General features: G+C 55.9%; 25 protein-coding genes and 1 pseudogene. 14 read left to right on the top strand and 12 right to left on the bottom strand.

Features of this window, described 5'->3' with window-relative positions; translation table 11 throughout:
* The first annotated feature begins 30 nt into the window (after positions 1-30).
* Together ACS603_RS18155 and ACS603_RS18150 are read left to right on the top strand one after the other, a co-directional pair.
* On the top strand, positions 31-1,449 hold the full coding sequence (locus ACS603_RS18155) for an L-fucose/L-arabinose isomerase family protein (protein ID WP_182059953.1): 1,419 nt from the start codon (positions 31-33) through the stop codon (positions 1,447-1,449).
* 14 nt (positions 1,450-1,463) lie between these two features.
* Positions 1,464-2,963 carry an FGGY family carbohydrate kinase gene (locus ACS603_RS18150; protein ID WP_474944679.1) on the top strand — a complete coding sequence of 500 codons (1,500 nt, stop codon included), beginning with the start codon at positions 1,464-1,466 and terminating at the stop codon, positions 2,961-2,963.
* Between the two features lie 109 nt (positions 2,964-3,072).
* On the opposite strand, the gene ACS603_RS18145 is transcribed toward ACS603_RS18150, so the two are convergent.
* Positions 3,073-3,771: a GNAT family N-acetyltransferase gene (locus ACS603_RS18145; RefSeq protein WP_474944678.1), complete on the bottom strand. Its 699-nt coding sequence runs from the start codon at positions 3,769-3,771 to the stop codon at positions 3,073-3,075.
* A 200-nt stretch (positions 3,772-3,971) separates the two neighbouring features.
* On the opposite strand from ACS603_RS18145, the gene ACS603_RS18140 reads away from it, so the two are divergent.
* The 6 genes from ACS603_RS18140 (at position 3,972) to ACS603_RS18115 (ending at position 9,809) form a co-directional block, all read left to right on the top strand.
* A complete protein-coding gene (locus ACS603_RS18140; protein WP_474944677.1) occupies positions 3,972-5,540 on the top strand; it encodes an ABC transporter substrate-binding protein in 1,569 nt (522 codons plus the stop codon).
* Between the two features lie 103 nt (positions 5,541-5,643).
* Complete coding sequence (locus ACS603_RS18135; RefSeq protein WP_474944676.1) at positions 5,644-6,666, top strand: ABC transporter permease; 1,023 nt, start codon at positions 5,644-5,646, stop codon at positions 6,664-6,666.
* The gene (locus tag ACS603_RS18130; RefSeq protein ID WP_182059945.1) at positions 6,666-7,499 is read left to right on the top strand and encodes an ABC transporter permease; all 834 of its coding nucleotides are present in this window, start codon (positions 6,666-6,668) and stop codon (positions 7,497-7,499) included. Before ACS603_RS18135 ends, ACS603_RS18130 begins: the two co-directional genes overlap by 1 nt.
* Entirely contained in the window at positions 7,492-8,328 is an 837-nt protein-coding gene (locus tag ACS603_RS18125; protein ID WP_474944675.1) for an ABC transporter ATP-binding protein, read from the top strand. Before ACS603_RS18130 ends, ACS603_RS18125 begins: the two co-directional genes overlap by 8 nt.
* Complete coding sequence (locus ACS603_RS18120) at positions 8,315-9,019, top strand: ABC transporter ATP-binding protein (RefSeq protein ID WP_182059943.1); 705 nt, start codon at positions 8,315-8,317, stop codon at positions 9,017-9,019. The genes ACS603_RS18125 and ACS603_RS18120 overlap by 14 nt, the downstream gene beginning before the upstream one ends.
* 334 nt (positions 9,020-9,353) lie before the next feature.
* Positions 9,354-9,809 carry a hypothetical protein gene (locus ACS603_RS18115; protein ID WP_315688073.1) on the top strand — a complete coding sequence of 152 codons (456 nt, stop codon included), beginning with the start codon at positions 9,354-9,356 and terminating at the stop codon, positions 9,807-9,809.
* Positions 9,810-9,853: 44 nt separating this feature from the next.
* On the opposite strand, the gene ACS603_RS18110 is transcribed toward ACS603_RS18115, so the two are convergent.
* Complete coding sequence (locus ACS603_RS18110) at positions 9,854-10,327, bottom strand: cold-shock protein (protein ID WP_315688072.1); 474 nt, start codon at positions 10,325-10,327, stop codon at positions 9,854-9,856.
* Between the two features lie 106 nt (positions 10,328-10,433).
* A complete protein-coding gene (locus ACS603_RS18105; protein WP_315688071.1) occupies positions 10,434-10,952 on the bottom strand; it encodes a DUF2569 domain-containing protein in 519 nt (172 codons plus the stop codon).
* A gap of 169 nt (positions 10,953-11,121) precedes the next feature.
* Between ACS603_RS18105 and ACS603_RS18100 the strand changes: the two genes are divergently transcribed.
* Positions 11,122-12,243 (top strand): YbdK family carboxylate-amine ligase, encoded by a 1,122-nt coding sequence (locus tag ACS603_RS18100; RefSeq protein WP_182059939.1) that lies wholly within the window; start codon positions 11,122-11,124, stop codon positions 12,241-12,243.
* Here the strand turns inward: ACS603_RS18100 and ACS603_RS18095 are convergent.
* A pseudogene (locus ACS603_RS18095) lies at positions 12,176-12,376 on the bottom strand (hypothetical protein); the annotation flags it as partial. The gene ACS603_RS18100 and the pseudogene ACS603_RS18095 overlap by 68 nt on opposite strands.
* A 147-nt stretch (positions 12,377-12,523) precedes the next feature.
* Positions 12,524-15,244 carry a cation-transporting P-type ATPase gene (locus ACS603_RS18090; protein ID WP_315688069.1) on the bottom strand — a complete coding sequence of 907 codons (2,721 nt, stop codon included), beginning with the start codon at positions 15,242-15,244 and terminating at the stop codon, positions 12,524-12,526.
* Between the two features lie 489 nt (positions 15,245-15,733).
* Between ACS603_RS18090 and ACS603_RS18085 the strand changes: the two genes are divergently transcribed.
* The gene (locus ACS603_RS18085; protein WP_182059937.1) at positions 15,734-15,982 is read left to right on the top strand and encodes a DUF1158 domain-containing protein; all 249 of its coding nucleotides are present in this window, start codon (positions 15,734-15,736) and stop codon (positions 15,980-15,982) included.
* Here the strand turns inward: ACS603_RS18085 and ACS603_RS18080 are convergent.
* The 3 genes from ACS603_RS18080 to ACS603_RS18070 all read right to left on the bottom strand — a co-directional run bounded on the left by ACS603_RS18080 (position 15,968) and on the right by ACS603_RS18070 (position 19,168).
* Positions 15,968-17,536 (bottom strand): alpha/beta hydrolase-fold protein, encoded by a 1,569-nt coding sequence (locus ACS603_RS18080; protein ID WP_446492358.1) that lies wholly within the window; start codon positions 17,534-17,536, stop codon positions 15,968-15,970. The two genes, ACS603_RS18085 and ACS603_RS18080, sit on opposite strands and share 15 nt — an antisense overlap.
* Positions 17,537-17,690: 154 nt before the next feature.
* Positions 17,691-18,032 carry a RamA family antibiotic efflux transcriptional regulator gene (locus tag ACS603_RS18075; protein WP_474944674.1) on the bottom strand — a complete coding sequence of 114 codons (342 nt, stop codon included), beginning with the start codon at positions 18,030-18,032 and terminating at the stop codon, positions 17,691-17,693.
* A gap of 32 nt (positions 18,033-18,064) precedes the next feature.
* Positions 18,065-19,168, bottom strand: a complete 1,104-nt coding sequence (locus ACS603_RS18070) for an MBL fold metallo-hydrolase (protein WP_474944673.1) — start codon at positions 19,166-19,168, stop codon at positions 18,065-18,067.
* 189 nt (positions 19,169-19,357) lie between these two features.
* Between ACS603_RS18070 and ACS603_RS18065 the strand changes: the two genes are divergently transcribed.
* The 3 genes from ACS603_RS18065 to nfsB all read left to right on the top strand — a co-directional run bounded on the left by ACS603_RS18065 (position 19,358) and on the right by nfsB (position 21,080).
* On the top strand, positions 19,358-19,948 hold the full coding sequence (locus ACS603_RS18065; protein WP_446492355.1) for a TetR/AcrR family transcriptional regulator: 591 nt from the start codon (positions 19,358-19,360) through the stop codon (positions 19,946-19,948).
* Positions 19,938-20,306, top strand: a complete 369-nt coding sequence (locus tag ACS603_RS18060) for an MmcQ/YjbR family DNA-binding protein (protein ID WP_182059932.1) — start codon at positions 19,938-19,940, stop codon at positions 20,304-20,306. The genes ACS603_RS18065 and ACS603_RS18060 overlap by 11 nt, the downstream gene beginning before the upstream one ends.
* Before the next feature lie 120 nt (positions 20,307-20,426).
* Positions 20,427-21,080, top strand: coding sequence for an oxygen-insensitive NAD(P)H nitroreductase (nfsB, locus tag ACS603_RS18055; RefSeq protein ID WP_315688066.1), 654 nt, complete (start codon positions 20,427-20,429; stop codon positions 21,078-21,080).
* A 36-nt stretch (positions 21,081-21,116) separates the two neighbouring features.
* Here the strand turns inward: nfsB and ACS603_RS18050 are convergent, their stop codons facing one another.
* The 4 genes from ACS603_RS18050 to ACS603_RS18035 form a co-directional block, all read right to left on the bottom strand.
* Positions 21,117-21,392 carry a helix-turn-helix domain-containing protein gene (locus ACS603_RS18050; protein WP_041162197.1) on the bottom strand — a complete coding sequence of 92 codons (276 nt, stop codon included), beginning with the start codon at positions 21,390-21,392 and terminating at the stop codon, positions 21,117-21,119.
* A complete protein-coding gene (locus ACS603_RS18045) occupies positions 21,385-21,714 on the bottom strand; it encodes a type II toxin-antitoxin system RelE/ParE family toxin (RefSeq protein WP_014069224.1) in 330 nt (109 codons plus the stop codon). Before ACS603_RS18045 ends, ACS603_RS18050 begins: the two co-directional genes overlap by 8 nt.
* Positions 21,715-21,851: 137 nt before the next feature.
* Entirely contained in the window at positions 21,852-22,886 is a 1,035-nt protein-coding gene (locus ACS603_RS18040; RefSeq protein WP_315688065.1) for a DUF2157 domain-containing protein, read from the bottom strand.
* 24 nt (positions 22,887-22,910) lie between these two features.
* Positions 22,911-23,789 carry a helix-turn-helix transcriptional regulator gene (locus ACS603_RS18035; protein WP_315688064.1) on the bottom strand — a complete coding sequence of 293 codons (879 nt, stop codon included), beginning with the start codon at positions 23,787-23,789 and terminating at the stop codon, positions 22,911-22,913.
* A 107-nt stretch (positions 23,790-23,896) separates the two neighbouring features.
* Here ACS603_RS18035 and ACS603_RS18030 point away from each other — a divergent pair, with 107 nt between their 5' ends.
* On the top strand, positions 23,897-25,333 hold the full coding sequence (locus tag ACS603_RS18030) for an MFS transporter (protein ID WP_315688063.1): 1,437 nt from the start codon (positions 23,897-23,899) through the stop codon (positions 25,331-25,333).
* Positions 25,334-25,359 lie beyond the last annotated feature (26 nt).

Genomic DNA, 25,359 nt, shown 5'->3' with positions numbered 1-25,359 from the left:
TAAAAACAACATCTTACTGGAGAGAACGCAATGTCCCGAATTCCTCAACAACTCACCATGGGCGTGATTATCGGTAACCGGGGATTTTTCCCAAGCTACCTGGTCGCAGAAGCGCGTGAACAGGCCATCGCGCTGTTTGGCCGTCTTGGCATCAACACCATAATGCTCGACCCGAGCCAGACGGAGCTTGGCGGGGTTGAAACCCGTCAGGACGCAAAAGTCTGTGCCGATCTGTTCCGCACCCATCGCGATGCCATTCACGGCGTGGTGGTTCTGCTGCCTAACTTTGGTGACGAAAAAGCGATTGCAGAAACCCTGCGCCTTTCCGGCCTGAACGTGCCGGTACTGGTGCAGGCCGAAGAAGATAATCTCGACAAAATGGGCCTCGCCACCCGCCGCGACAGCTTCTGCGGCAAGATCTCACTGTGCAATAACCTGCGCCAGTACGGCATCCCGTTCACCCTGACGACCCAGCACGTCTGCGCGCTCAGCGCTGAAGTCTTCGAGCAGGATCTCCGTCGTTTTGAGCAAGTCTGCCGCGTGGTGAGCAGTATGCGGGGTGTGCGTGTCGGGGCCATTGGTGCGCGTCCGGCGGGCTTTAACACCGTACGCTACAGCGAGAAGTTGCTGGAACGGCTGGGCATTGCCGTGGAAACGCTCGATCTGTCTGAAGTCTTTACCCGCATTAAACTGCTGCGTGATGACGATATCCGCGTCGATGAAAAACGCCGACTGTTGCTCGATAACGCCGATGCCAGCGGCATTCCGGCAGACAAACTGGTCATGATGGCAAAACTGTTTGTGGTGCTGAGCGAATGGATTGTCGCCAACGACATCGACACCACCGCAATCCAGTGCTGGACGTCATTGCAGGAAAACCTCGGAATTAACGTTTGCTCAATTATGAGCGTAATGTCCGGCCAGCTGATGCCGAGCGCCTGCGAAGTGGATGTGATGGGCGCACTCTCCATGTATGCCCTCGCCAGCAGCAACCTGAACCCGGCCTCCATTGCCGACTGGAACAACAACTTTGGCGACGATCGCGACAAGTGCGTGCTGTTCCACTGCGGTAACTTCGCCGCCGCCAGCCTGGAAACCCCGCACATGGGCACGGCCGACATCATCGGCACCACCGTGGGCAAAGAGAACACCTGCGGCGCGGTACATGGCCGCCTGAAAAGTGGCCCGCTGACCTACTTCCGCCTGAGCACTGACGACCTGACCGGTGAAATCAAAGCCTACGTTGGCGAAGGCCGTTCGGTGGACGATCCGCTGGATACTGTCGGGTGCCGCGCGGTTATCCAGGTTCCGCATCTGGAAAATCTGCTGTCGTGGATCTGCCGCAACGGATTTGAGCATCACGTTGCCATGAACCACTCCTCCAGCGCAGAGATCCTCAACGAAGCGTTCACCCGCTATCTTGGCGTGTCGACCTATCTCCACCAGTAAGGCCGGAGGCCGCTATGTCGGTGAACAAGGATATTATTATTGCCCTTGATGAGGGCACTACAAATGCGAAAGCCGTGGCCTTTGATGGTAGCGGCACTATCGTGGCCCGCTTCTCGCGCGCACTGGAGATCCAGACCCCGCGCGAGGGATGGGTGGAGCAATCCGCAGAGTTGCTGCTTGCAGCATCGCTGGATGTCATCTCTCGCGCCATCGAAGCCGTTGGCGCAGAACGCGTGTCGGCGTTAGCCATCAGCAACCAGCGCGAAACTGTAGTGGGCTGGTATCGGGCAACAGGGCGGCCCATTGCCCCGGCCCTGAGCTGGCAATGTTCCCGCACCTCTGCGTTTTGCCACACGCTGCGCGAGAATGGTCACGAGAAGCAGATCAAAGCCGTCACCGGCCTGCCGGTGGCACCACTGTTTTCTGCCTCCAAAATGCGCTGGCTGCTGGATAACACTGCTGACAGTTTGGCCCTTGCTGAACAGGGGGAGATTTGTCTTGGCACCATCGACAGCTGGCTGCTGTGGCAGCTCACACAGGGCGAGAGTTTTTACTGCGATCACGCCAACGCGTCGCGCACGCAGCTGATGAACCTGCAAACGGGTGACTGGGATGCGGACATGCTCGCGTTGTTTGGCATCCCGCGCAAAGCCCTGCCTGCCATTAAACCGTCGAGCGGCCTGTTTGGCACGACATCGGGCTGGACATCCATTCCTGACGGCATTCCGGTGCTGGCCATGATTGGCGATTCCCACGCCGCGTTGTTCGCTCATGGACTGGGAGCTGAAGGCTGCGTGAAAGCCACTTACGGAACGGGATCGTCTGTGATGGCTCCGGTGATGTCTGCCGATTGTGACGTGACTTCGCTTGCCACCACGGTCGCCTGGCACGACGGGAACACGCTGGTGTACGGCCTGGAGGGAAATATTCCGCACACCGGAGATGCGGTGGCGTGGATGGCCGACAGTACGGGGCTGAGCGAGCTTCCGCCGCAGGAACTGGCGCAGACGCTGAACGACTTGCCCCGTACGGTTGATTCAACCCTGGGGGTATTTTTCGTTCCGGCGCTGACCGGGCTTGGTGCTCCCTGGTGGGATGAAAACGCGCGCGGGTTGATCCACGGATTAAGTCGCGGTGTGAAACGTGCGCACCTGATCCGCGCCGCGCTGGAGTCCATTACCTACCAGATTGCCGACGTGATAACCGCGATGCGCGCCCATCAGGGTTTTACGCTCAGTGCGCTAATGGTGGATGGCGGGCCAACCAAAAATGACTGGCTGATGCAGTACCAGGCCGACCTGCTTGGCTGCCCGGTGATGCGTAGCGACGTGGCAGAGCTTTCCGCCACCGGCGCGGCGCTGCTGGCGCGCAAGGCGTTGATGAATCTGACGACGGCGCAGCTTCGCCAGTATCTGCCGGAACACGTGACATTTGCGCCGGATATGGCGCGACATGCGCGGTTGCAGCAGCGCTGGCAGGCGTGGCAGCACGCCGTGGCGCTGGCGAGAAAGTAAAAACGAAACGGCAACATGGGTTGCCGTTTTTCATTTTTATGATCCTTAAACGATGAAATTATTCTGGTTAAATAAGAGAGTTACAGCGCTGTCGTGTTCCGGCTGAAAATCACCCGCGAAACGCATCCAGCCGTTTCACCTGCCGCCCTTCCTCGTCAAAATTCTCCGGTGCCAGCCACGCGCGCAACTGCGCATCACGCGCTGACCATTCGCTATCAATAATAGAAAGCATGTCGCTATCGCGGTTGCGCCCCTTGCGCACTAGCTTCTGTCGTAGCCGCCCTTCCCAGATAAACCCCAGACGCTCTGCGGCATTGCGCGATGCCACGTTCATCGAATCGCACTTCCATTCCAGGCGGCGATAGCCGTGCTCAAAGGCATTTTTCAGCAGCAGCCACACCGTCTCGGTGCCAATCCGGGAGCCTTTCATCTTTCGCGACCAGGTGACGTGGCCGATTTCTACCGACCCCATCAGCCGTTCAATCGCCATATAGCTCACCAGCCCCACCGCATGGTCGGTGCGCGAGTCGATAACGGCATATGGCACCAGCGCATCATCCATTACTTTACCGAGCACCCAGTGCGATGTCTCTTCAACCGTGGCGGGCTGCGTACTGGCAAGCCACGTCCAGTCACTGTCATCCCCCAGAGCAAAAGCATCAAAGAGTTCGGCGGCATGGCGCTCTTGATCCAGCGGTTCAAGACGGCAATAGCGCCCCACCAGCGGTGTACGGGTCAGGACGCTCGCGCCTTTCCAGTCGGGAACAATATCGTTAACGGTCTGACCATGTTGATTGATTTCCGGCACAGGGATGACTCCTTGAAAGGTAAGGATTTTGTTATAGCAGGTTAAAAAGCGGCAGGAAAGCGTTCGGGCTAATAGCCAATATAAATGCGTTATACCCTGAAGGCATAAGCAAAGCAGAATTTAAACTTTGCGGAATACATTAGTCAGCCTAACGTAGCGGTGCATAAAACAATCACAATAATGACTTTCCAGGGATCGCTATGACAAAAAAATTGCTGCCGTTACTGGTACTGGCTGTGCTCTCTGCTACTGCCAACGCCGCCACGCCACCCAATACGCTGGTTGTCGCACAAGGTCTTGATGACATTGTGAGTCTCGACCCGGCAGAAGCCAACGAACTTTCCAGCATCCAGACCGTACCGAGCCTGTATCAGCGCCTGGTACAGCCAGACCGCACTAACCCGGAAAAAATCACCCCGATTCTGGCCGAAAGCTGGCAGGCCGATGCGGCAGCAAAAACCCTGACCATCAAACTGAAGCCTGATGCGAAATTCGCCTCCGGTAATCCACTGCGCCCGGAAGATGTGATCTTCTCTTATACCCGCGCCGTGACCCTGAACAAATCCCCGGCGTTTATCCTTAACGTGCTGGGCTGGGACGCGAGCAACATCGAAAGCCAGCTGAAGAAAGTGGATGACCACACGCTCACCCTGCACTGGACGGCGGACGTCAGCCCATCCGTGGCGCTGAATATCCTCTCCACGCCGATTGCCTCTATCGTTGATCAGAAACTGGTGTCTGCGAATGTGAAGGATAACGACTTCGGCAATGCCTGGCTGAAAATGCACTCTGCGGGCAGCGGCGCGTTTAAAATGCGTGTCTACCAGCCGCATCAGGCCATCGTACTGGAAGCCAACGAAACCGCCCCTGGCGGTGCGCCGAAGCTTAAAAGCATCATCATTAAAAACGTCCCCGACCCGGCTTCCCGCCGCCTGCTGATCCAGCAGGGTGATGCGGATGTCGCCCGCGATCTGGGCGCTGACCAGATCAGCGCGCTGGAAGGCAAATCCGGCGTGAAGGTACTGAGCATTCCGTCTGCCGAGCAAAACTACCTGGTGTTTAACACCGGCAACAGCGCTAACCCACTGCTGAACAACCCGGCCTTCTGGGAAGCCTCTCGCTGGCTGGTAGATTATGACGGCATCACCAAAAACCTGCTGAAAGGCCAGTATTTTGTCCATCAGAGCTTCCTGCCGGTTGGTCTGCCGGGGGCGCTGGAAGACAATCCATTTAAGTTTGATCCGGCAAAAGCGAAAGCGATCCTCGCCAAAGCGGGCATCAAGGATGCGCACTTCACGCTGGACGTGGAGAACAAGCCGCCGTTTATCACCATCGCGCAATCCATGCAGGCAAGTTTTGCCCAGGGCGGCGTGAAGGTAGATCTACTGCCAGCGGCGGGTAGCCAGGTGTATGCCCGCGTACGCGCTAAACAGCATCAGGCGGCGATCCGCCTGTGGATCCCGGACTATTTCGATGCGCACTCTAACGCCAGTGCATTCGCCTGGAACGACGGTAAATCCAGCACCGTGGCGGGCCTGAACGGCTGGAAAATTCCTGAGCTGAATAAAGCCACACTGGCCGCGGTTGCCGAGCCTGACCCGGCGAAGCGCCTGGATCTGTACAAGAAGATGCAGGAAGAGTTGCAGCATAACTCGCCGTACGTGTTTGTCGATCAGGGCAAAACCCAGATTGTGGTGCGCGATAACGTGAAGGGTTATCAGCAGGGGCTGAACGCGGATATGGTCTGGTACGACAACGTCACGAAGTAATATGCCCTTGTTGCCGGGTGGCGGCTTCGCTTACCCGGCCTACGTTCTTGGTTTTTGTCGGTCGGGTAAGGCGAAACCGCCACCCGGCATGAAGAGATTTCCCATGCCACATCTTTCCACCCACGTGACGCGCGTGCTTCAGGGCTTGCTGACCCTGATGCTCACGCTCTTCGGGCTGTTGCTCATCACGTTTGCGCTTTCCGCATTTTCCCCCGTCGATCGCGTCTTGCAGATCGTCGGCGATCACGCCAGCCAGTCCACTTACGATCAGGTTCGCCACCAGCTCGGTCTGGATCAACCGCTGCCCGTGCAGTTCTGGCATTACGTGCAAAACCTCGCCCATGGCGATTTAGGCACTGCCAGCGCCACCGGGCAGCCTGTGTTACAGGATCTGCTGCACGCGTTTCCCGCCACGCTGGAGCTGGCAACCCTGGCGCTTATTATTGGCGGCTTACTCGGTGTGATAGCTGGCGTGCTGTGCGCCCGCTACGCCGGTACAGCGCTCGATTTGACGATCCGCACGCTTACCCTGCTCGGCAACTCGGTACCGATTTTCTGGCTCGGCCTGCTGATGCTGGCGCTGTTCTATGCGAAGCTCCAGTGGAGCGCAGGCCCCGGCAGGCTGGATGATGTCTGGCAGTTTACCGTTGAGCCACATACCGGGTTTGCGCTTGTCGATACCTGGCTTTCCGGTGACCGGGACGCCTTCAGAAATGCCATCAGCCATCTGGTGCTGCCGGTGCTCTTGCTGGCCTATTACTCGCTGGCGAGCATTACCCGCCTGACGCGTTCAGCGTGCCTGAGCGAGATGAACAAAGAGTACATTCTGCTCGCCCGCGCTAAAGGTGCCGGGGAGATGACCATTCTGCTGCGCCACGTCCTGCCAAATATTCGTAGCACCCTGCTGACAGTTATCGCCCTCGCCTACACCAGTATGCTGGAAGGCGCGGTATTAACCGAAACCGTCTTCTCCTGGCCGGGTATCGGGCGCTATCTCACCACCGCGCTGTTTGCGGGCGATACCACAGCGGTGATGGGCGGCACGTTGCTTATTGGCGTCTGTTTTGTACTGATCAATAACCTTACCGACCTGCTTGTGCGGGCAACCGATCCCAGGGTGCGCTAATGCCGTTTTATCTCTTTTTACGCCGCCTGCGCCGCTCTCCTGCGGCGTTTTGCGGGCTTATCGCCATCGCGCTGCTGGTGTCTGTTGCGCTGTTTGCTCCATGGCTTGCACCGCGTGACCCTAACTGGCAGGACGCCGCCGCACGCTTACAGGCCCCCAACGCCCAGCACTGGCTGGGAACGGACAGCTACGGTCGCGACCTGCTTTCACGCCTGATTTACGGCACACGCCCCGCGCTGGGGCTGGTTGCGCTTGTCACCGTCATCACCCTGCCCGCAGGCCTGCTGGTGGGGATTTTGTCAGGGTTTTACGGCGGCTGGCTGGAGCGGGTGCTGATGCGCTTTACCGATGTGGTGATGTCGATGCCGCGGCTGATCCTCGCCTTTGCGTTCGTGGCCATGCTTGGCCCGGGGCTGGTAAACGGGGCGCTGGCGCTGGCCTTAACCACCTGGCCCGCCTATGCCCGCCAGGCGCGCAGTGAAATTCAGCGCCTGCGTCACAGCGACTATCTGGCTGCTGCCGGAATGATGGGGATCCGCGGGTTCCGGCTGCTTTTAGGCCACATTCTGCCGCTGTGTCTGCCGTCGGCGATTGTGCGTCTGGCACTGGATCTGGCCGGAATTATTCTGGCTGCTGCCGGGCTTGGGTTCCTCGGTCTGGGCGCGCGCCCACCGATGGCAGAATGGGGAGCCATGATTGCCGACGGGATGCAGGTCATTTTTGACCAGTGGTGGATTGCCGCCATTCCGGGCGGTGCAATTCTGTTTGCCAGCCTGGCATTTAACCTGCTGGGCGATGGCCTGCGCGATGTACTGGAGCCGCAACATGACTGAACAACGCGTCATCGTCGATGCGCTGAATATCGACTACTCCACCGCGCGCGTGGTTAACAACCTGAGCTTTACGCTTGGCAATGAACGCCTGGCGCTGGTTGGGGAATCGGGTTCAGGAAAATCCATGTCCGCCCGCGCCCTGATGGGGCTGGTGCGCAAGCCGGGCATCGTGAGCGCAAGCCAGCTTAACGTGCTCGGCAACGACCTGCTGACCCTGAATAACAAACGCTGGCAGGCGTTGCGCGGTAACCGTATTGCGATGGTGCTTCAGGATCCGCGCTACGCCCTTAACCCGGTGAAAAACGTGGCCGCCCAGCTTGAAGAAGCCTTAACCCTGCATCAGTCCCTGCCGCGAGCGGAGCGTCTTGCGCGCATCCACGACATTATTCGCGCCGTGGGGCTAACCGACAATGTGCTGACGCGTTATCCAGGCGAGCTTTCGGGCGGTATGGGGCAACGCGTGATGATTGCCATCGCGCTGATTAACAACCCGCAGGTACTGATTGCCGATGAGCCCACCTCGGCGCTGGACGCCCGCCTGCGTAACCAGATCCTCGAGCTTCTGGTGCAGCAGTGTGAAGAGCGTCAGATGGCGATGCTGCTGATTAGCCACGACCTGCCGCTGGTGGCGGAACATTGCGACCGCGTGCTGGTGATGTATCAGGGCGAAAAAGTCGATGAGATGGCGGCAAATCAATTGCCACAAGCCAGTCACCCGTATACGCGCACGCTCTGGACCTGCCGTCCTGACGCCAGCACCTTTGGGCAGATGCTGCCAACGCTTGACCGTACTCAGCCATGGAAGGAGGCGAGTAATGGCACTCGTTGAAGTCAATCAGCTCCAGGTTACCTTCGGGGGAAAAACCGCAGTATCTGCAGCCAGCTTTGCAATCGGGAAAGGTGAAACCTTCAGCCTGATTGGTGAATCCGGCTGCGGGAAATCCACCATTTTGCGGGTTCTGGCGGGGCTGCAACACGACTGGAGCGGCAGCATTGCCGTGCTGGGTGAGCATTTACAGACAGGCCACCGCTTTGAAGGCGCACTGCGGCGCAACGTGCAGATGGTATTTCAGGATCCGTGGGCGTCATTGCACCCGAACCATACTATCGCACGCACGCTCTCTGAGCCGTTAAAAATCCACGGTGAAACGCAGATTACCGAAAAAGTAGCCGATGCATTGCAGCAGGTTGGGCTGTCTGCCGATGCGGGTAAACGTTATCCGCATCAGCTCTCCGGCGGGCAGCGGCAACGTGTGGCTATCGCCCGCGCTTTGCTGTTACGCCCGCAGCTGTTGCTGCTGGATGAACCAACTTCCGCGCTGGACATGTCCGTGCAGGCGGAAATTCTCAACCTGCTGAACCGACTTAAACAACAGCACGGTATGACCTATCTGCTGGTGAGCCATGATGCAGATGTAATTGCGCATATGTCTGACCGCGCGGCGTTTATGGCGCACGGGGTGATCCAGCGGGTGTTTGACCGTGAGGCGATGCTTAAAGGCGAGCACCGGATGGGGTAGTACCGTGGGGCGATGGCCTTTCTGGAAGGAGCCTCGCAAACTGAAAAAGTAACCCTGTTTCATCAAGGGATAAGACTGTTATTTGTTTTTTCATGGTCGTAAAGTGCCTGCGTTGCGGTGCATCCGCAACCGGGCGTAGGAACCCGTTTTTCATGACACGACAATGAAATTGTCGCGACAGCGTTCCCCCCTTTAAAGATATGGTGGCGCTGGTGGAGTAGCCGAAAGGCTGACCGTTTGTCGTGTGCGGTATTCCTACCTTCGTCAGCGCTACCACTCACCGGCACAGGAACGTATTGGTTGGCCAGGAGCTTTTTTTTACAAGGAAAATCACATGACAACAAACCCTACCCTGACACACACGCAATCTGAAGAAAACGTTATTCACCAACTTCTCACCCGGCCGCTTCCCGATACTGCGGATCCCATTGTTCTGAGCGAAGCATGCGCTGCATGGGTTAGCGTGTTAGTCGAAACCGACGATCGCGAAACCCATGCTGCACTTTGCGAACGTCTTCTGCATGGGCTTAATCAGTTGCGGGCTCACTGCGACAATGACCTGCCTTCGTACCTGGTTGAACAGGTCGTTGCGGGCGAAAAACTCAACGCCTGCGTACCCGAATGTTGGCAGGACGCCTCGTTACAGGTGGACTACGCGAAGGCTCTCACCCACGCGATAGCGGGGAAGACGTTGCCAACCGATGTGGCAAAAGAACTCACAAAGCTGCTGCATGATATGGTCTGGCTGCTGGCGGATTTTGTGAAGGAATCAGACATGACAGCGCGTTGAGGCGGGCAAAAAAGGCCGACATTCCGCAGAGTGTCGGCCTTCTGTTATTTCAGCATTTTTACCGTGGCTTCGATATCGATCTCATCTTCTGAGAAGATGTGCGTCGTTTTCTGGAAGGTGGTGATGGCCAGTTTCTTCACCGTGCGCATTTCACCCGGCTTAGCCGTGGTTTTGGGTTTGATGTTATTCATCAGGATCCCTACCGACAGCACCGCATTTTCTTTATCAATGCTGGTATCGGCCGGTACTTCCTCGCTGAACACCACGAAAGATTTGATGGAGGTGAGTTTCAGCCGCTCGCCCGCAATGTAGATGTACTGGCTTTCCGGGATGACCTTCACCGCATAGGCAGACAAGCCTTTGTTGTTGGTGGTGGGTTCAAAGGTCACCGCTGCATCTTTCTTGATCAGATCAGGGTTCGCGACCTTAATCACATGAAAATAGCGGTTGTCACCGTTTTCATCTTTGATAAATCCAAAGCCTTTATCTTTAAACCACGTTGTGATTGTACCGTTCATCGCTGTTACCGCCTGTCTGATCGTTCATTAACTCAATTTTTGCAGCGTGGAGTGTAAAACACAATGCGATTTGGGGCGAGGGATTTGGGGTAAATGCCCTGCGCCACTATCGAATAAAGGTCTTTTTAGCCCGTACGGAAGCACGGAAGTACGGTATCCAGATACAGGCGTAAATTACGTGCGTGACTATGGGCATTATCTGGCTAAAGTTCATCGGTATCGCGGGGAACAGACTGGACGTGACGACCCGGTCAATCAGCATTATCACGATGCCGACCACGATCAAAACACTATACGCAAGAGGAAGCTCTTTCTTCTTACGGAAAAAGAGCGAGGCAACGTAAATTATGTAGAGCAGGAGAATGAAATTCACCGCCACGGCAATAAACAGATAGGTCGACTGGGATGCCTGAATACGGCCCATCGTCGATAGCCCGGCGTTTAATGTTACTGCCAGAGAAGTGAAATAACCGTAGGCGATCAGTAACAAATTGAGTAATGGCAGGAATAACAATCCCCCAATTTTCCTGTAGCGCTTTTCTTCGCATTCTGCACAGTATTCCTGATCCTGCGAAATGTCCTTATCGCATGAAATGCACGTCCATTTGAAAGGGGTGTCGCTCATTTTTTATCCTTAATTGCCTTTTTGTAAGTAGAGGTATTACCCGATATCGGCAATATCGGGCTCATCCTTGAGCGAAATTGCATTCCAGGTTTTTCAGCCACAAGTTGATCGAGAAGGGCCAATAACGCCGTTGTCTATACTCAACGTATCCCCGACAACGGAGCACCCCATGCCTTTACCCGACTTTCACGCCTCAGAACCTTTCACCCTCGGCATTGAGCTGGAACTCCAGGTGGTTAACCCACCGGGCTACGATCTCAGCCAGGACTCTTCCGCACTGATTACCGCCGTAAAAAATGAGATCAACGCTGGTGAAGTGAAGCACGATATCACCGAGAGTATGCTCGAAATCGCCACAGGCGTGTGTAAGGACATTAACCAGGCCGCAGCGCAATTTTCTGCCATGCAGCAGAGCATCTTGCGCGTGGCGGCAGACCAGCGGATTCAGATTTGTGGTGGAGGGACGCATCCGTTTCAAAAATGGCAGCGCCAGGAGGTGTGCGATGACGAGCGCTACAACATCACGCTGGAGCGGTTTGGTTATCTGATTTTGCAGGCCACGGTGTTTGGCCAGCACGTGCATATCGGATGCCGGACCGGAGATGACGCCATTTACCTGCTGCACGGCCTGTCACGCTTTGTGCCGCACTTTATCGCCCTGGCAGCGGCATCGCCATATATGCAAGGCACCGATACCCGCTTTGCTTCGTCGCGGCTCAATATCTTCTCCGGGTTTCCGGATAACGGCCCGATGCCGTGGGTGAACAACTGGCAGGCGTTCGAGGGGCTGTTTCGCCGCCTGAGCACCACCAGCATCGTCGACAGTATTAAAGATTTACACTGGGATATTCGCCCAAGCCCGCACTTTGGCACGGTGGAAGTCCGGGTGATGGATACCCCACTCACGCTTTCACACGCCATTAATATCGCCGGGCTTATCCAGGCCACCGCACACTGGTTGCTGACCACCCGGCCTTACCAGCATCAGGAACGCGATTTTCTGCTGTATCGCTTTAACCGGTTCCAGGCCTGCCGCTATGGGCTGCAAGGAATATTGACCGACGTGCATACCGGAGAACAAAAAACCATTGCGGAGGATATCGCGTGGTTACTGGAGCAGGTTGCCCCGTCGGCCGGGAAACTTGGCGCAACCAGCGCCATCACGGAGATTACCCTGCTGTTAAAACAGGGCAAAAGCGAGGCGCAGCAGATGCGGGATTTCATCAACAATGGCGGTTCGCTGACCTCGCTGGTGCAAAAACATTGCGAACTCTGGGCCACGAGTCCGTAAGCCGGTGCCCCCACTCACGCAGGCGCTGGAACAGCACAAACAGGGCGGGGATAAAAACAATCCCGATGAGGGTCGCAACCAGCATCCCGCTGAATACCGCCGTCATCATGACCGCACGGAAACGGCGGTTTGCAGGGTGCTGGCGAGGAGAGCGAACAGGAGTGGGAATTTCATGGGAGTACCTCAGATGTGTTCCCCCCCACCCCGGCCCTCTCCCACAGGGAGAGGGCCGTCTGAGTTCCCTCTCCCTGTGGGAGAGGGCTAGGGTGAGGGCAAAAGTTTATGCAGCCTTGCGGAACCTGCGGGTCAGGCGCTTCTCGATTTCAACGATGAAGAACATCGCGCCTGCAATCACCAGCGTGATAGCCCAGTAGCGCAGCGGCAGGGCTTCAGTGCCAAACAGCATCTGCATAAACGGCAGGTAGATAATCGCCAGTTGCAGCAGTAACAGTACGCCCGTCACCAGCCAGATACCTTTGTTCGCCAGCAGGCCACGGTTGAGGGAGAACCCGTCGGCATTACGGCAGTTAATCATGTACACCCACTGCGCACAGACCAGCATCTGCAACAGCACGGTACGCGTAAACTCTGCGCTGTGGCCGCGTGGTGCCAGCCAGGCTTCCAGTGCAAATGCAGCGATGGCGATCATGGTGCCCACAAAGGCGACACGCCACACGGCAAAGGCATCCATCACGTGCTGCCCGGTCAGACGCGGTGGGCGCTTCATGATGTTGCGCTCAGCGGCTTCAAAAGCCAGACCGAAAGAGAGCGTGGCGGAGGTGGCCATGTTCATCCACAAAATCAGGACAGGCGTCAGTGGAATGATGTTCCCCGCCAGCAGCGCAATCACAATCAACAGCCCCTGCGCCAGATTGGTTGGCATGATGAACAGAATGGTTTTCTTCAGGTTGTCGTAAACGCGTCGCCCTTCTTTTACCGAGCTGGCAATAGTGGCGAAGTTGTCATCCGTCAGCACCATGTCTGCCGCTTCTTTGGTGACTTCAGTGCCTTTAATTCCCATCGCGATACCGACATCAGCCTGACGCAGGGCTGGTGCATCGTTGACTCCGTCACCGGTCATGCCCACGATTTCACCTTTGTCCTGCAAGGCTTTCACCAGACGCAGCTTATGCTCCGGGCTGGTACGGGCGAAGATGTCATATTCCACCGCCGCATTCGCCAACTCCTGATCGTCCATTTTCTCCAGTTGATAGCCTGTAACCGCCTGCACGCTGTTGGTGATCCCCAACATCTGGCCGATGCTCATGGCTGTTTGCGGGTGATCGCCGGTGATCATCTTCACGCGGATCCCGGCCTGCTGGCAGGCGTGGATTGCGTCGATGGCTTCCGGGCGTGGCGGATCCATCATCCCGGCGATACCGAGGAAAATCAGCCCGTGGTTCAGGTCGTCATGGGTAAGCCGGGTCTCACCGTTCGCCGGTTTGAACGCAGCAGCAACCATGCGCAACCCCTGGCGCGCGTAGCGCTCCATCTCAGATTCCCAGTACGTGCGGTTAAAAGCTTCCGTACCATTGCGGGTCTGCTGCTGCTCGCACAGGGCGAAAAGCACATCCGGCGCGCCGGTGACCAGGATCTGCTCTTCGCCACCAATCTGGTGGTGCGTGCTCATGTATTTGTACTGAGAGTCAAACGGGATCTTGTTAACCAGCGTGGTCAACACAGGCTCCAGGTTTGCCTTCGCCGCCAGCACTTTCAGTGCGCCTTCGGTTGGCCCGCCGGTGATGCCCCACAAACTGCGCTCATCCTGGATCAGCTGGCTGTCGTTACACAGGTCGATGGTGCGCAGATACTGTTCCAGCACGGTGCCCGGCTGGATCTGCACCGGCTCATCGCTGCCTTCAAGATAGATATTGCCCACTGGCTCATAGCTATTACCGTCCACGCGGTAGCAGGTATCTGCCGTAATAATGGCTTTAACGGTCATTTCGTTCATGGTCAGCGTGCCGGTTTTATCCGAGCAGACCACAGTCATCGCCCCAAGAGTTTCTACCGTTGGCAGCTTACGGATAATGGCTTTTTTGCGTGCCATCGCCTGTACGCCAAGGGATAGGATAATGGAGATAATCGCCGGCAAACCTTCCGGTACCGAAGCCACTGCAAGGCTTATCAGCGAGAGCAGCAATTCCCCCATCGGGATATCGCGCAATACCAGGCTAAAGACAAACAGCGCGGCCATCATCGCCAGAATAATGACGAAAATGGCTTTACCCAGTTTGTCCATCTGCACCAGCAGTGGGGTGCGGTGCTTTTCAATACCAGCCATCATCTGATTGATATGGCCCAGCTCCGTATCCTGCCCGGTTGCAATAACCACCCCCACACCGCCACCTGCACTAACAGTGGTACCGGAAAACACCAGGTTAGTGCGATCGCCCAGCGATAATTCACCGTCGAGTGGCAGAATGTGTTTATCCACAACCGTTGATTCACCCGTTAGAATAGCTTCTTCAACGCGTAAATTATGAGCTTCAATCAGACGCATATCAGCCGGAATACGATCGCCTGCGCGTAATACAATAATATCACCCGGGACTATTTCAGTTGTGGGAATAGTGTCATGATTACCATTCCGAATAACACGCGCATCGCTGGAAAGCATATTGCGAATACTTTGCAGGGATTTTTCAGCGTTACTTTCCTGGATATGACCAATCAGCGCATTAATGACCGCCACGCCCAAAATAACCAGCGTATCGACCCAATGCCCCATGACAGCGGTGAGTACCGCAGCGGCCAGCAGAACATATATCAGCACATCATTAAAATGCGCCAGAAAACGCAGCCACGCAGGCTTACCTTTTTTTTCCGGCAGGGCATTCGGGCCATACTGGTGCAGACGGGCTTTCGCCTCTGCGCGATCAAGGCCGTCTGCATGAGTCTGCTTGTGAGCAAGTACTTGCTCTACCGTTTGCTGGTAGGGCTTCCCCTGCACATTTCCCCCTGCGGGTGGCATATTCTGTACGTTCTTCATTTTGGTCATTACGTCATATCCTGCAATATCCGGTGGACGGAAGCCTGAATTCCTTTCTGGCTTTAATAAATTCATTTTTAAGGCTTGCGGCTTAAATTGATCTACCGCAATATAATTACTGACGGGTTATTCAAAACTGATTAAAACTATTTCGATGAACTGATTTTTACAAAATATTTCTAAACCAAAACTAAACAAGGAGCCACCATGTTTGGCATTTATCGCGGACGCCGCCTGGCGTTATATATTATCGCCGCCATTGTTATTGCAACGTTAATTGGATATAGCACATATACATTTGTAAAATTATTTTCCTGAGGAAGACATTTATTTACATAACCCGATATTAGCTTAATCGTCTTAAGAGTATTATTCTGTTTCGGTTATTTATTAGCGAAACACGACCCTGGTTTTTTCAAAAAGTGAATATCGGGTTTATATTGCTTTACGCTACAATATGCCCGACAATAACTTTTTTAACTGACGATTAACATTAATATGAAACACCCGTTAGAATCGCTGCTAACAGCCGGGGGCATTCTGCTGATGGCCCTGCTCTCTTGCCTGCTGTTACCGGCGCCCTCGCTCGGGCTGGTGCTGGCGCAGAAAATGATGGTGACCTTCCACCTGGTCGATCTTAACCAGCTCTACACCCTCCTTTTCTGCCTGTGGTTCCTGGTGCTTGGCGCCATCGAATTCTTTATCCTGCGTTTCGTCTGGCGCCGTTGGTTTTCACTGGCGTCGTAAGCCGGTGAAATCGCGCATTCCGTGGATCAGCGCCTCACACCAGGCCACGTAATCGTGGCCGCTGGACCACGGATGGAAGCTGACGCGGTAGCCTTTATCGCGTAATACCTGCTCAAAATCTTTAGTGGTGCGATAGTTCCCGCCACCCGGCCCGCGGGTTTCAAACGTCCCGGCCTGAAGCCAGAACTGCACAGGATACTGTGGTGACTGCTGGTACTGCCGCGTGAGCCAGCCAGAGGCTTCCCCTTTCGGTGCCCACCAGTATGATCCCGACAGGCTAAGTACATTGCCGAACAACCGCGGATATCGCAGTGCCACCCAGGATGAGGCGATCCCACCATAGCTTGAACCCGCCAGCACCGTTTTTTGCCGTTGCAGGGCAATCCCCTGCCCGCGCAGCCACGGCAGCAGTTCGTGAGCCATAAAATCGGCGAAATCCGGGTTCGGTGGCAACTCTTTGCCACGACGCGGGTGATCGAGACTATCAATAAAGACGACATTAACCGGGGGGAGATGATGGCGGGAAATCAGGCCGTCCAGCACATTTGCAACGTGGTACTGATCCTGATAAACCTGCCCGTCGAACAGAATAAGCGTCCAGCGCGCAGGCTGTGCCCCACGCGGTTTGTAAATCATCACTTCCCTGCTGTTGCCGAGAATTTTGCTGGCCAACATTTCACGGGTCAGCGTGCCATTCCTCAGCGGCTGAGCCATGGCCTGAGCGGAGAAATAGCGTGCCGGGCTGAGATCAAGCAATGAAAAACGATTCCAGCGGTCAGCCTTTTGTTCACCGGACGAATGGGGATTGAGCGGATCCGCCTGGGCGCTGACCAGGATCGCCCGGTGCTGATCACGAGGCTGCCCGTCGATTAACGGCACATCCGGTGCGAGTTTGTACTGCATTACCGTATCAGAGGGAACCACGTAGCTGCGAAACCAGACGTCACTTTTACCAAGACGGAACAGAGGATCGTGCTCGCCCGCAGGCGAACCAAGGAGAAAGACGTTATCCTTCGCACCGCGCCATAAAAAAGTCACCCGTTTGTGATGAGAATCGACCGGTTCAACCATCGGCGTTCCCTGCCGGATTTGCGCCTGCCAGAACGCATCCGTACTTCCCCCCGCTGCAACCGTTTTTGCCAGCGCTTTTAGCGTGGGGCTTTCGGGCTCTGGCATTTGCGTGCGCGACAACGCAGCGGTTTCTTTCATCCGCCACTGAAAACGCCAGGGGGTGCCCTCTTCCCCATGGAGAACCAGAGACGTGCTCTGACGCACCGGCAGGGCAAAAAGAAGCGAGTGTTCACCATCCACCGGGCCGTGTTCAATCAGGGTGCGGATACGCCGGTTTTGCCCGTCCAGCAGGCGGGCATCCGTGACGCCGTTCAGCGTGGCAGAGACATAATTTTCGCCCAGGGCCGGAAGCACAAAGCAGACTTCGCCGCTGGCATCAAATTTCCCCTTAAGCTCCCCCTGAACAGAAGGCGTTTCACAGGTCGCCGCCAGCACCGGCAGCGTCCCAATCCCTAACAGCAAACCACTCCATGCCCTTTTCATTACCGCGTTTTCCCCAGCAAAATGTGTCACTTACGCTAATGCAAATGGGAATTATTTTCAATAAAAAGGAGAGCGTTCTGCAACTGAGGGGAACGGCGGCGTCTGGCGGAAGGGGTTATGCCCCGGTAAGCGCAATGCTTGCGGGGCAACCAGATTAATGCGCCCGACAGTGGTTTTCTTTGCGGTACGCACCAGGCGGCTGGTGGAACGTGCGGGTGAAGATGCGGGTAAACGTTTGTTGTGAGTCAAATCCGTAGCGCAGGCAGATCTCGTACACGCGCTCGTCCGACTCGCGCAGATCGCGCGCTGCCAGCAGCAGCTTACGTTCCCGGATATAGCGCCCCAGACTCTCGCCTTTGTACTGCATAAACAACCGCTGTAGGTGCCACTTTGAATACCCTGAATGGCGGGCAATCTCTTCAATGCGCAACGGTTGATGTAAGTTGTCGTCGATCCACTCGACGATGGTGTCGATGACCTGAGCGGAAATAGTCATGCTGCTCTCCCCCTCTGCTTCCCGATTAAACATTATTCCCACCACTGGCTAAATTGCTGGGTGGTGTCACCCACGCGGACGGGTTCGCCCAGTTCCGGCGTCAGCAGCCGGTAGTTTTTATCCGTACTGGCTCTTGCCAGCTGGATCAGCGGATCGTTCCAGCTGTGCTTCGCCAGCACAAAGCGTCCGTTATGCCCAGGTACAACGGCTCTGGCGTTAAGATCTGCCGACGCCTGCGCAGTTTCATCCGGCAGCATGTGGATGTACTTCCAGTCCTGGTCGTACTGGCCGTTTTCCATAATGGCTAAATCCACCTCGCCAAACTGCTGGCCAATGGCTTTGAAGTGTGGCCCGTAACCGGAATCACCGCTGTAGTAAACCTTCTGCTCAGGAGTGACGAACATAAAGCTGCCCCACAGGGTCTGGTCGCGTTTGATGCCGCGTCCGGAGAAGTGACGCGCCGGGAGCACATGCACCGTCAGTTCATCGCTGATGCGCACCGACTGATTCCAGTCGCGCTCGTCGATGATCGCCGGGTTCATGCCCCAGTAGCGCAGATGCGAACCCACACCCAGCGGCGTGACCACGCGCTTCACCTTCGGCAGCAGCGCCTTAATGGTGGCGTAATCCAGATGATCGTAGTGATCGTGAGAGATAATCAGCAGGTCGATGTCCGGCATGGACTCCGCGCGCCACGGGTATTCACCCGCAAAGGCTTTGTTCAGGAACGAAAACGGCGCGGCGTAGTTGCCAAGCACCGGATCGATTAAGATGCGTTTGCCCGCAAGCTGCATAAACCAGGACGAGTGGCCGAGCCACACCAGCGTATCCTGCTCCAGCGGCAGGCTCGCCAGATCGGTATTCACCAGCGGCAGCGGCTCGGCAGGACGCGCGTTTTCGGTTTTTTTGGTCAGAAATTCCCACATCGCCACCAGCATATTTTTGTCGCCGTTATAGCCCGGCGTAGGTAGCGTATTGTGGAAACGCCCGTCGCGATACTGCGCAGACGCTTCAACTTCCGTTAGCTGCTCACCCTGCGGTGGCTGGCCGAATCCGGCATTCAGAACAAAAGGTAAACTTGCAGCTGAAGCAATAATCATGACAAACACCACGCAGATGAATTGAGGTTTTTTCATATCCTGACCCGGCTACGCGCCCCATCCGATGGATTGCGCGGGTAAACTTGATTATGAGTGAGTAAGCACTCATTATAGATATGGCGAGAAACTCGTCAAGACGTTTTCGATCTTTGACATTCCGCGTTGCAGCGTGGCAAAGCACGTGTTTCAATCATGGTTTTTACAATTGACAGGAGGGGAAATTTAGTGGCACGTCCTAAGAGTGAAGATAAAAAACAGGCCTTACTGGAAGCAGCAACCGCTGCATTTGCACAGTCAGGTATCGCCGCTTCAACGGCATTAATCGCCCGTAACGCGGGCGTCGCCGAAGGCACGCTGTTCCGCTACTTTGCTACCAAAGACGATCTACTGAATGCCCTCTATCTACACCTGAAACAGGATCTCTGCCAGACGATGCTGGCAAATCTTGATCGCAGCATTACCCTGCCCAAAGATCATACCCGCAACATCTGGAACAGCTACGTGGACTGGGGTATTCGTAATCCCGTCTCGCACGCAGCCATTCGCCAGCTTGGCGTCAGTGAAAAAATCAACGCTGAGACCGAACAGGCCGTAAAAGACATGTTCCCGGAACTGCATGAACTGTGTCGCCGCTCGGTGCGCCAGGTGTTTATGTCTGATGAATTCAAAACGTTCGGTGATGCGATTTTCTTATCACTGGCTGAAACCACAATGGAATTTGCCACCCGCGATCCTTCACGCGCCGTCGATTTTAAAGCACTCGGTTTTGAAGCCATGTGGCGCGGGCTGGCTCAGGAGGATAGTGATGGACGGTAGTGAATTACAGGAGCACGCCATAAGGGTTGCGCGGGAATTCCCCTTCGCAGAACACTGCTGGCCGTTTGGGCCAGAGTACGACGTGTTTAAAGTGGCCGGGAAGGTCTTCATGATTGTGGCGACTGTAAAAGGGCGTCCTCACGTCAGCCTGAAATCCGACCCGGAAAAATCGCTGTTAAATCAGCAGATTTACCGCGGCATTGAGCCGGGTTATCACCTGAATAAAAAGCTCTGGATTTCACTCTACGGCAGCGATGACATGACGCCGGAGCTGGTTGCCGACCTTATCGCTGATTCATGGAATCTGGTTGTCGACAAGCTACCCAAAAAAGATCAGAAGTGGATACGCCCGGTCTGATTGTTCGGCTGAGACGAACAGTATAAGCGCTCGTATCGCACTTATCTTTTCCCGAATTGCCTTGTAATCTGCTTCCCTTTCGCGCCCGCCGACGGGCGAATTTCATCACCAGGAGTTGTTATGGATATTATTTCTGTCGCCCTGAAACGCCACTCCACTAAGGCGTTCGACGCAAGCAAAAAACTGACCGCTGAAGAAGGCGAGAAAATTAAAACCCTGCTGCAATACAGCCCGTCCAGCACCAACTCACAGCCATGGCACTTCATTGTTGCCAGCACTGAAGAAGGTAAAGCACGCGTGGCGAAATCCGCTGCGGGCACCTATGTGTTCAACGAACGCAAAATGCTGGATGCTTCTCACGTAGTGGTGTTCTGCGCGAAAACCGCAATGGACGACGCATGGCTGGAACGTGTGGTGGACCAGGAAGATGCCGATGGTCGTTTTGCCACGCCAGAAGCAAAAGCCGCCAACAATAAAGGCCGCCACTACTTCGCCGACATGCACCGCGTGGATCTGAAAGATGACGACCAGTGGATGGCGAAACAGGTTTACCTGAACGTAGGCAACTTCCTGCTGGGCGTGGGCGCGATGGGCCTGGATGCAGTGCCAATTGAAGGCTTCGACGCCGCTATCCTCGACGAAGAGTTTGGCCTGAAAGAGAAAGGCTTCACCAGCCTGGTAGTGGTGCCGGTCGGGCATCACAGCGTAGAAGATTTCAACGCCTCTCTGCCAAAGTCTCGCCTGCCGCTGAGCACCGTTGTCACCGAGTGCTAATGGCTACTGGCACCCGGGGTTCCGGCGTGCCAGATTTTAGTACAGCGTAATCTGCGGATGCTTAACACCGCATACCAGCGCATAACGCGTTAAGGTATCCAGGCTTGCCCGGGTAATATTGGCTTCCATGCGGGAAACCGTTGGCGCGCTGACTCCCATTCGTTCCGCAACCTGCGCACGCGTAAGACCAGCATGATTACGCCACTGCGCCAGCATTTCACGCAGGCGTTCTTTGCGTTCCTCTGCATCAAATGCCGCCTGCACGTCTGAGTGACTTAGCAGTTCAGATCTTAACGCATCCCAGTCAATCATCTTCTTGCTCATCCAACATCTCCTGTTGTCGTTTTAATGCCAGACGGATCTCCGCAGAGGGCGTTTTCTGGGTCTTCTTGATAAACACTCGCAGCAGAAAAATCGTCTTCCCCTGCTGATACACATAAATCCCGCGGCTATGAAGCAGCCCAATAGTTCTGATTTCAAACAAACCATAGGGTAAGGGTTTGCTGTCGGGCTCTCGTAGCGCCGTCGGATTACTGCGCAGTTTATCAAGCTGGCGAATCAACTTCGCCTGTACCCCTGCTGGCAATGAGAGGATCTCTTCTCTAACTGCCTCATGGACAATGAGTCTGAACACAATATGTCATCCCTGGTGATATTAGCATATAAGGCAATTTGCATTAAAGGCTAATTTTGCCTTCCGTGAGATACCTTACACGCTTTATCAAGGCCCAGGAAAAACTGCATTCATTCCCTGAAAGCGCCTCGCAAAACCTACTTAACCGAACTCCCGGCGTGCCAGATTTTCTCGGCATAACGCCCTATCACTGCCAGCGATGCCGCCAGGATCAGGAAAAAGATCACTTTGTTCATCCCGTCCCAGAAGTATTCGAAATAGCGGGTGTAGAGGTTGATGGCGAGGAACGTCAGGCCGAAGCCACGCAGCATCCCGTCGTCAGTTTTCAGGCTGACGTAAATACAGAGACCCGCCGCGACGGCAAACAGCAGCGCCCACGGCAGCAGCGAAGCCTGAGTGACGCTGTACCAGTTATCCACATCGTAGTTGCCAAAAATCGACATGATCCACAGCGCAACAAACAGGTACGTCAGCCCCATCGCTTTACTGGTGGTGTACAGATGTCGCGCCTGCAACATCGCGCGCAATACCCAGCACAGCGCCAGTAGCGCGCCGCCAAAGAAGATAAATCGCACCGGATAATTCATCCCCAGCCAGTATGCGCCCCAGCCGGACATATAGCCCGTCTCCGCACCAAACCAGTTGCCAAGCGATAGCAGGAAGAACAGCCACACCAGTCCTGAGCGGCCAAAGAACCCCACCAGCCCGTAAACGGCGCAGCCTGCAAGGAACAGCGGCGCGATGTGACCGCTGCCGTTATCCAGCCTTTCGCCAAGCTGCCAAAGCGCGATGGCGGTAAAGAACACGCCAAGGAACAGGATAGATTCCGTGCTGTAGTGCCACTGGGTTTCCCGCCGCTGTCTGGCAAATCCCCACAGGTAAAACAGCACCGCCACCAGCGCAGGCAACCCGATACGAGCGATGGATGAGAAAGAGAAAAATTCGATGATGCGCGCCATCAGCTCGCTGTCGGCAAACAGGCTGCCGATGGCGATAATGACGCAAGCCAGCGCGGTCCAGAAGGCGTAGCGGCTCAGGCGCTGCCAGTCCATCGCAACGCGTTTCAGGCTACCCGCCAGACGCTGATGTTCCTCAGCCGTTAATGCGCCCTCTTGTTCCCACTCGGTGAGAGCGCGGCGAAGAACTTTTTCTTGCTTACGCGTAACGTTCATATTCGATCCCTGAAAGAGTTGGGTTTAGCTCAGTATAACAGCCTGCTGCGCCAGCCATGTTAGCGCCTGCTCCCCGGTCTCATCCACCGGCAGATAGACCAGCAACCGCGAGCCGTTTCGCGGCGCGGAATACCAGTACATCTGCTGTAAATTAAACTCTCCCAGTTCAGGGTGGCAGAAGACCTTGAGTTGGTTTTCGACGCCGCGCACGTCGTTGCGCTGGTGCCACAGGGTTTTAAACTCCTCCGACACCGCAAAGAAGCGCGCCAGCTTGGCTTCCCACAGCGGATCGCCCCGGTGCTCCGCCATTGCCGCGCGGAAGTAGGAGACGAATATCGCCAGCGCATCGTCGCGTTTGCCCAGACGAGCGCGCCACGCCGGATGGGTGAGGAACAGATAAATACAGTTGCGGTCTTCCGGCGGAATTTCATTGAAATCCACGCCCATCAGGTGCCCGAAGCTGTCATTCCACGCCACGATGTCAAAATTGGGTTTCTGAATGCTGGCAGGCTTCGGCATCAGGGTGTCGAGCAGGCGGCGCGTACCTTCGCTGATCCCCTCGCAGCAGACCGCCTGCGGCGCTTCGCCCGGCGGCAGACCCGCTAAAACAAACAGGTGCCGGGCTTCGGTCGGCGTGCACTGCAGCGCTTTTGCGACAGCGGCCATCACCACGCTGGACGGATTGACGTCCCTGCCCTGCTCCAGCCAGGTGTACCAGGTCACGCCCACATCCGCGAGCATCGCCACCTCTTCACGGCGCAGGCCCGGCGTGCGGCGGCGTCCGCTGCGTGGTAAACCCAGGCGCTGCGGATCGAGGCTTTCGCGACGCGCGCGCAAAAATGCCCCCAGTTGTTTTCGGGTGTCATCCTGCAGCGAAGTGACAGGTTCAGACATTAGCGCCATATTTCCCCCTGCATGGTAGTGCCAGTACCAGTATAAGTAAGAACTGGTACCCGTTTATCAGATAGTCGATGCTACGACCATCTGTTGAATGACGCAATGGAGTTACCATGAATACGTCAGTTGTTTCACTGGGTCGTGCAGGCCTGATTTTGCTGTTAACCGGCCAGATGTTGCCGTTGATTGATACCTCAATCACCAACGTCGCGCTGGACTCCATTACCCGCTCGTTACATGCCACCGCAACCGAACTGGAGCTGATTGTCGCGCTCTACGGTGTGGCGTTTGCCGTCTGTCTGGCGCTGGGCAGCAAGCTTGGCGATAACCTGGGTCGTCGCCGTCTGTTTATGGCGGGGGTAGCGATTTTTGGGCTGGCGTCGTTGCTGTGCGGTATGGCGGGGAGCATTGAACAGCTTCTGGCTGCGCGTATTGTTCAGGGTGCCGGGGCCGCACTTATCATGCCGCAGATCCTCGCCACGCTACATGTCACGCTAAAAGGAACGGCGCATGCCAAAGCCATCAGCCTGTTTGGCGGTATCGGTGGTATCGCATTTATCGTCGGGCAGATGGGCGGCGGCTGGCTGGTATCAGCCGATATCGCCGGGCTGGGCTGGCGAAATGCCTTTTTCATCAACGTGCCATTCTGCCTGATTGTGCTGGCGTTAAGCCGCCGCCATGTGCCGGAAACCCGCCGTGATACCCCGTCACGCATCGACTGGGCAGGCACTGCCCTGCTGGCGGCAATTCTTTGCTGTCTGCTTTTCCCAATGGCACTCGGCCCGCAGTGGCATTGGTCCTGGCCGCTTAAGGCTGCGCTGATTGCCATTATTCCGCTGGCCTGGTTAATGGCGATAAATGCGCGCAAAAAAGAGCGTGAGAACGACCACCCACTGATCCCGCCGCGTCTTTTGCAGCTCGGCAGCATCCGTTTTGGCGTGTTGATTGCGATGCTCTTTTTCAGCGTCTGGTCCGGGTTTATGTTCTGCATGGCGCTGACCATGCAAACGGGTTTGGGCATGGCACCGTGGCAGTCCGGGAACAGCTTTATTGCGCTTGGGGTGACGTACTTTATTTCCGCGTGGTTTGCCCCGCGTCTGATTGCTCGCTACAGCACCAGCACCATTCTGCTCACCGGTCTCGCCATCCAGATAATCGGCCTGCTGGCGCTGATCGCCACCTTCCGTTACTGGGGAATGAGTAACACCGCGCTGACGCTGGCCCCGGCAACCGGGCTGGTGGGCTACGGCCAGGCGCTGATCGTCAACAGTTTCTACCGTATCGGGATGCGCGATATCCAGCCTGACGATGCCGGTGCCGCCAGCGCCATTCTGAGCACCCTGCAACAGGCCGCATTAGGCCTTGGTCCGGCTATCTTCGGGGCCATTTTGCTGCATGCGCTGCACAACCACCACGGGGATTACACCCAGGCAATCAACGCTTTCCTGGTGGTGGAAACCGTCATGATGATTGTCCTGGCACTGGCAACGTTGCGTATGCGCCATCACCTGAGTATGCCCGTGGTGAAGGCTTGCCACGCGGTGAAATAAGCCCTCCGAATTTGCATAATAGATCC

The organism is Enterobacter sp. Li2LvB3 (assembly GCF_056156645.1).
This window is presented reverse-complemented; position numbering and strand designations above follow the sequence as displayed.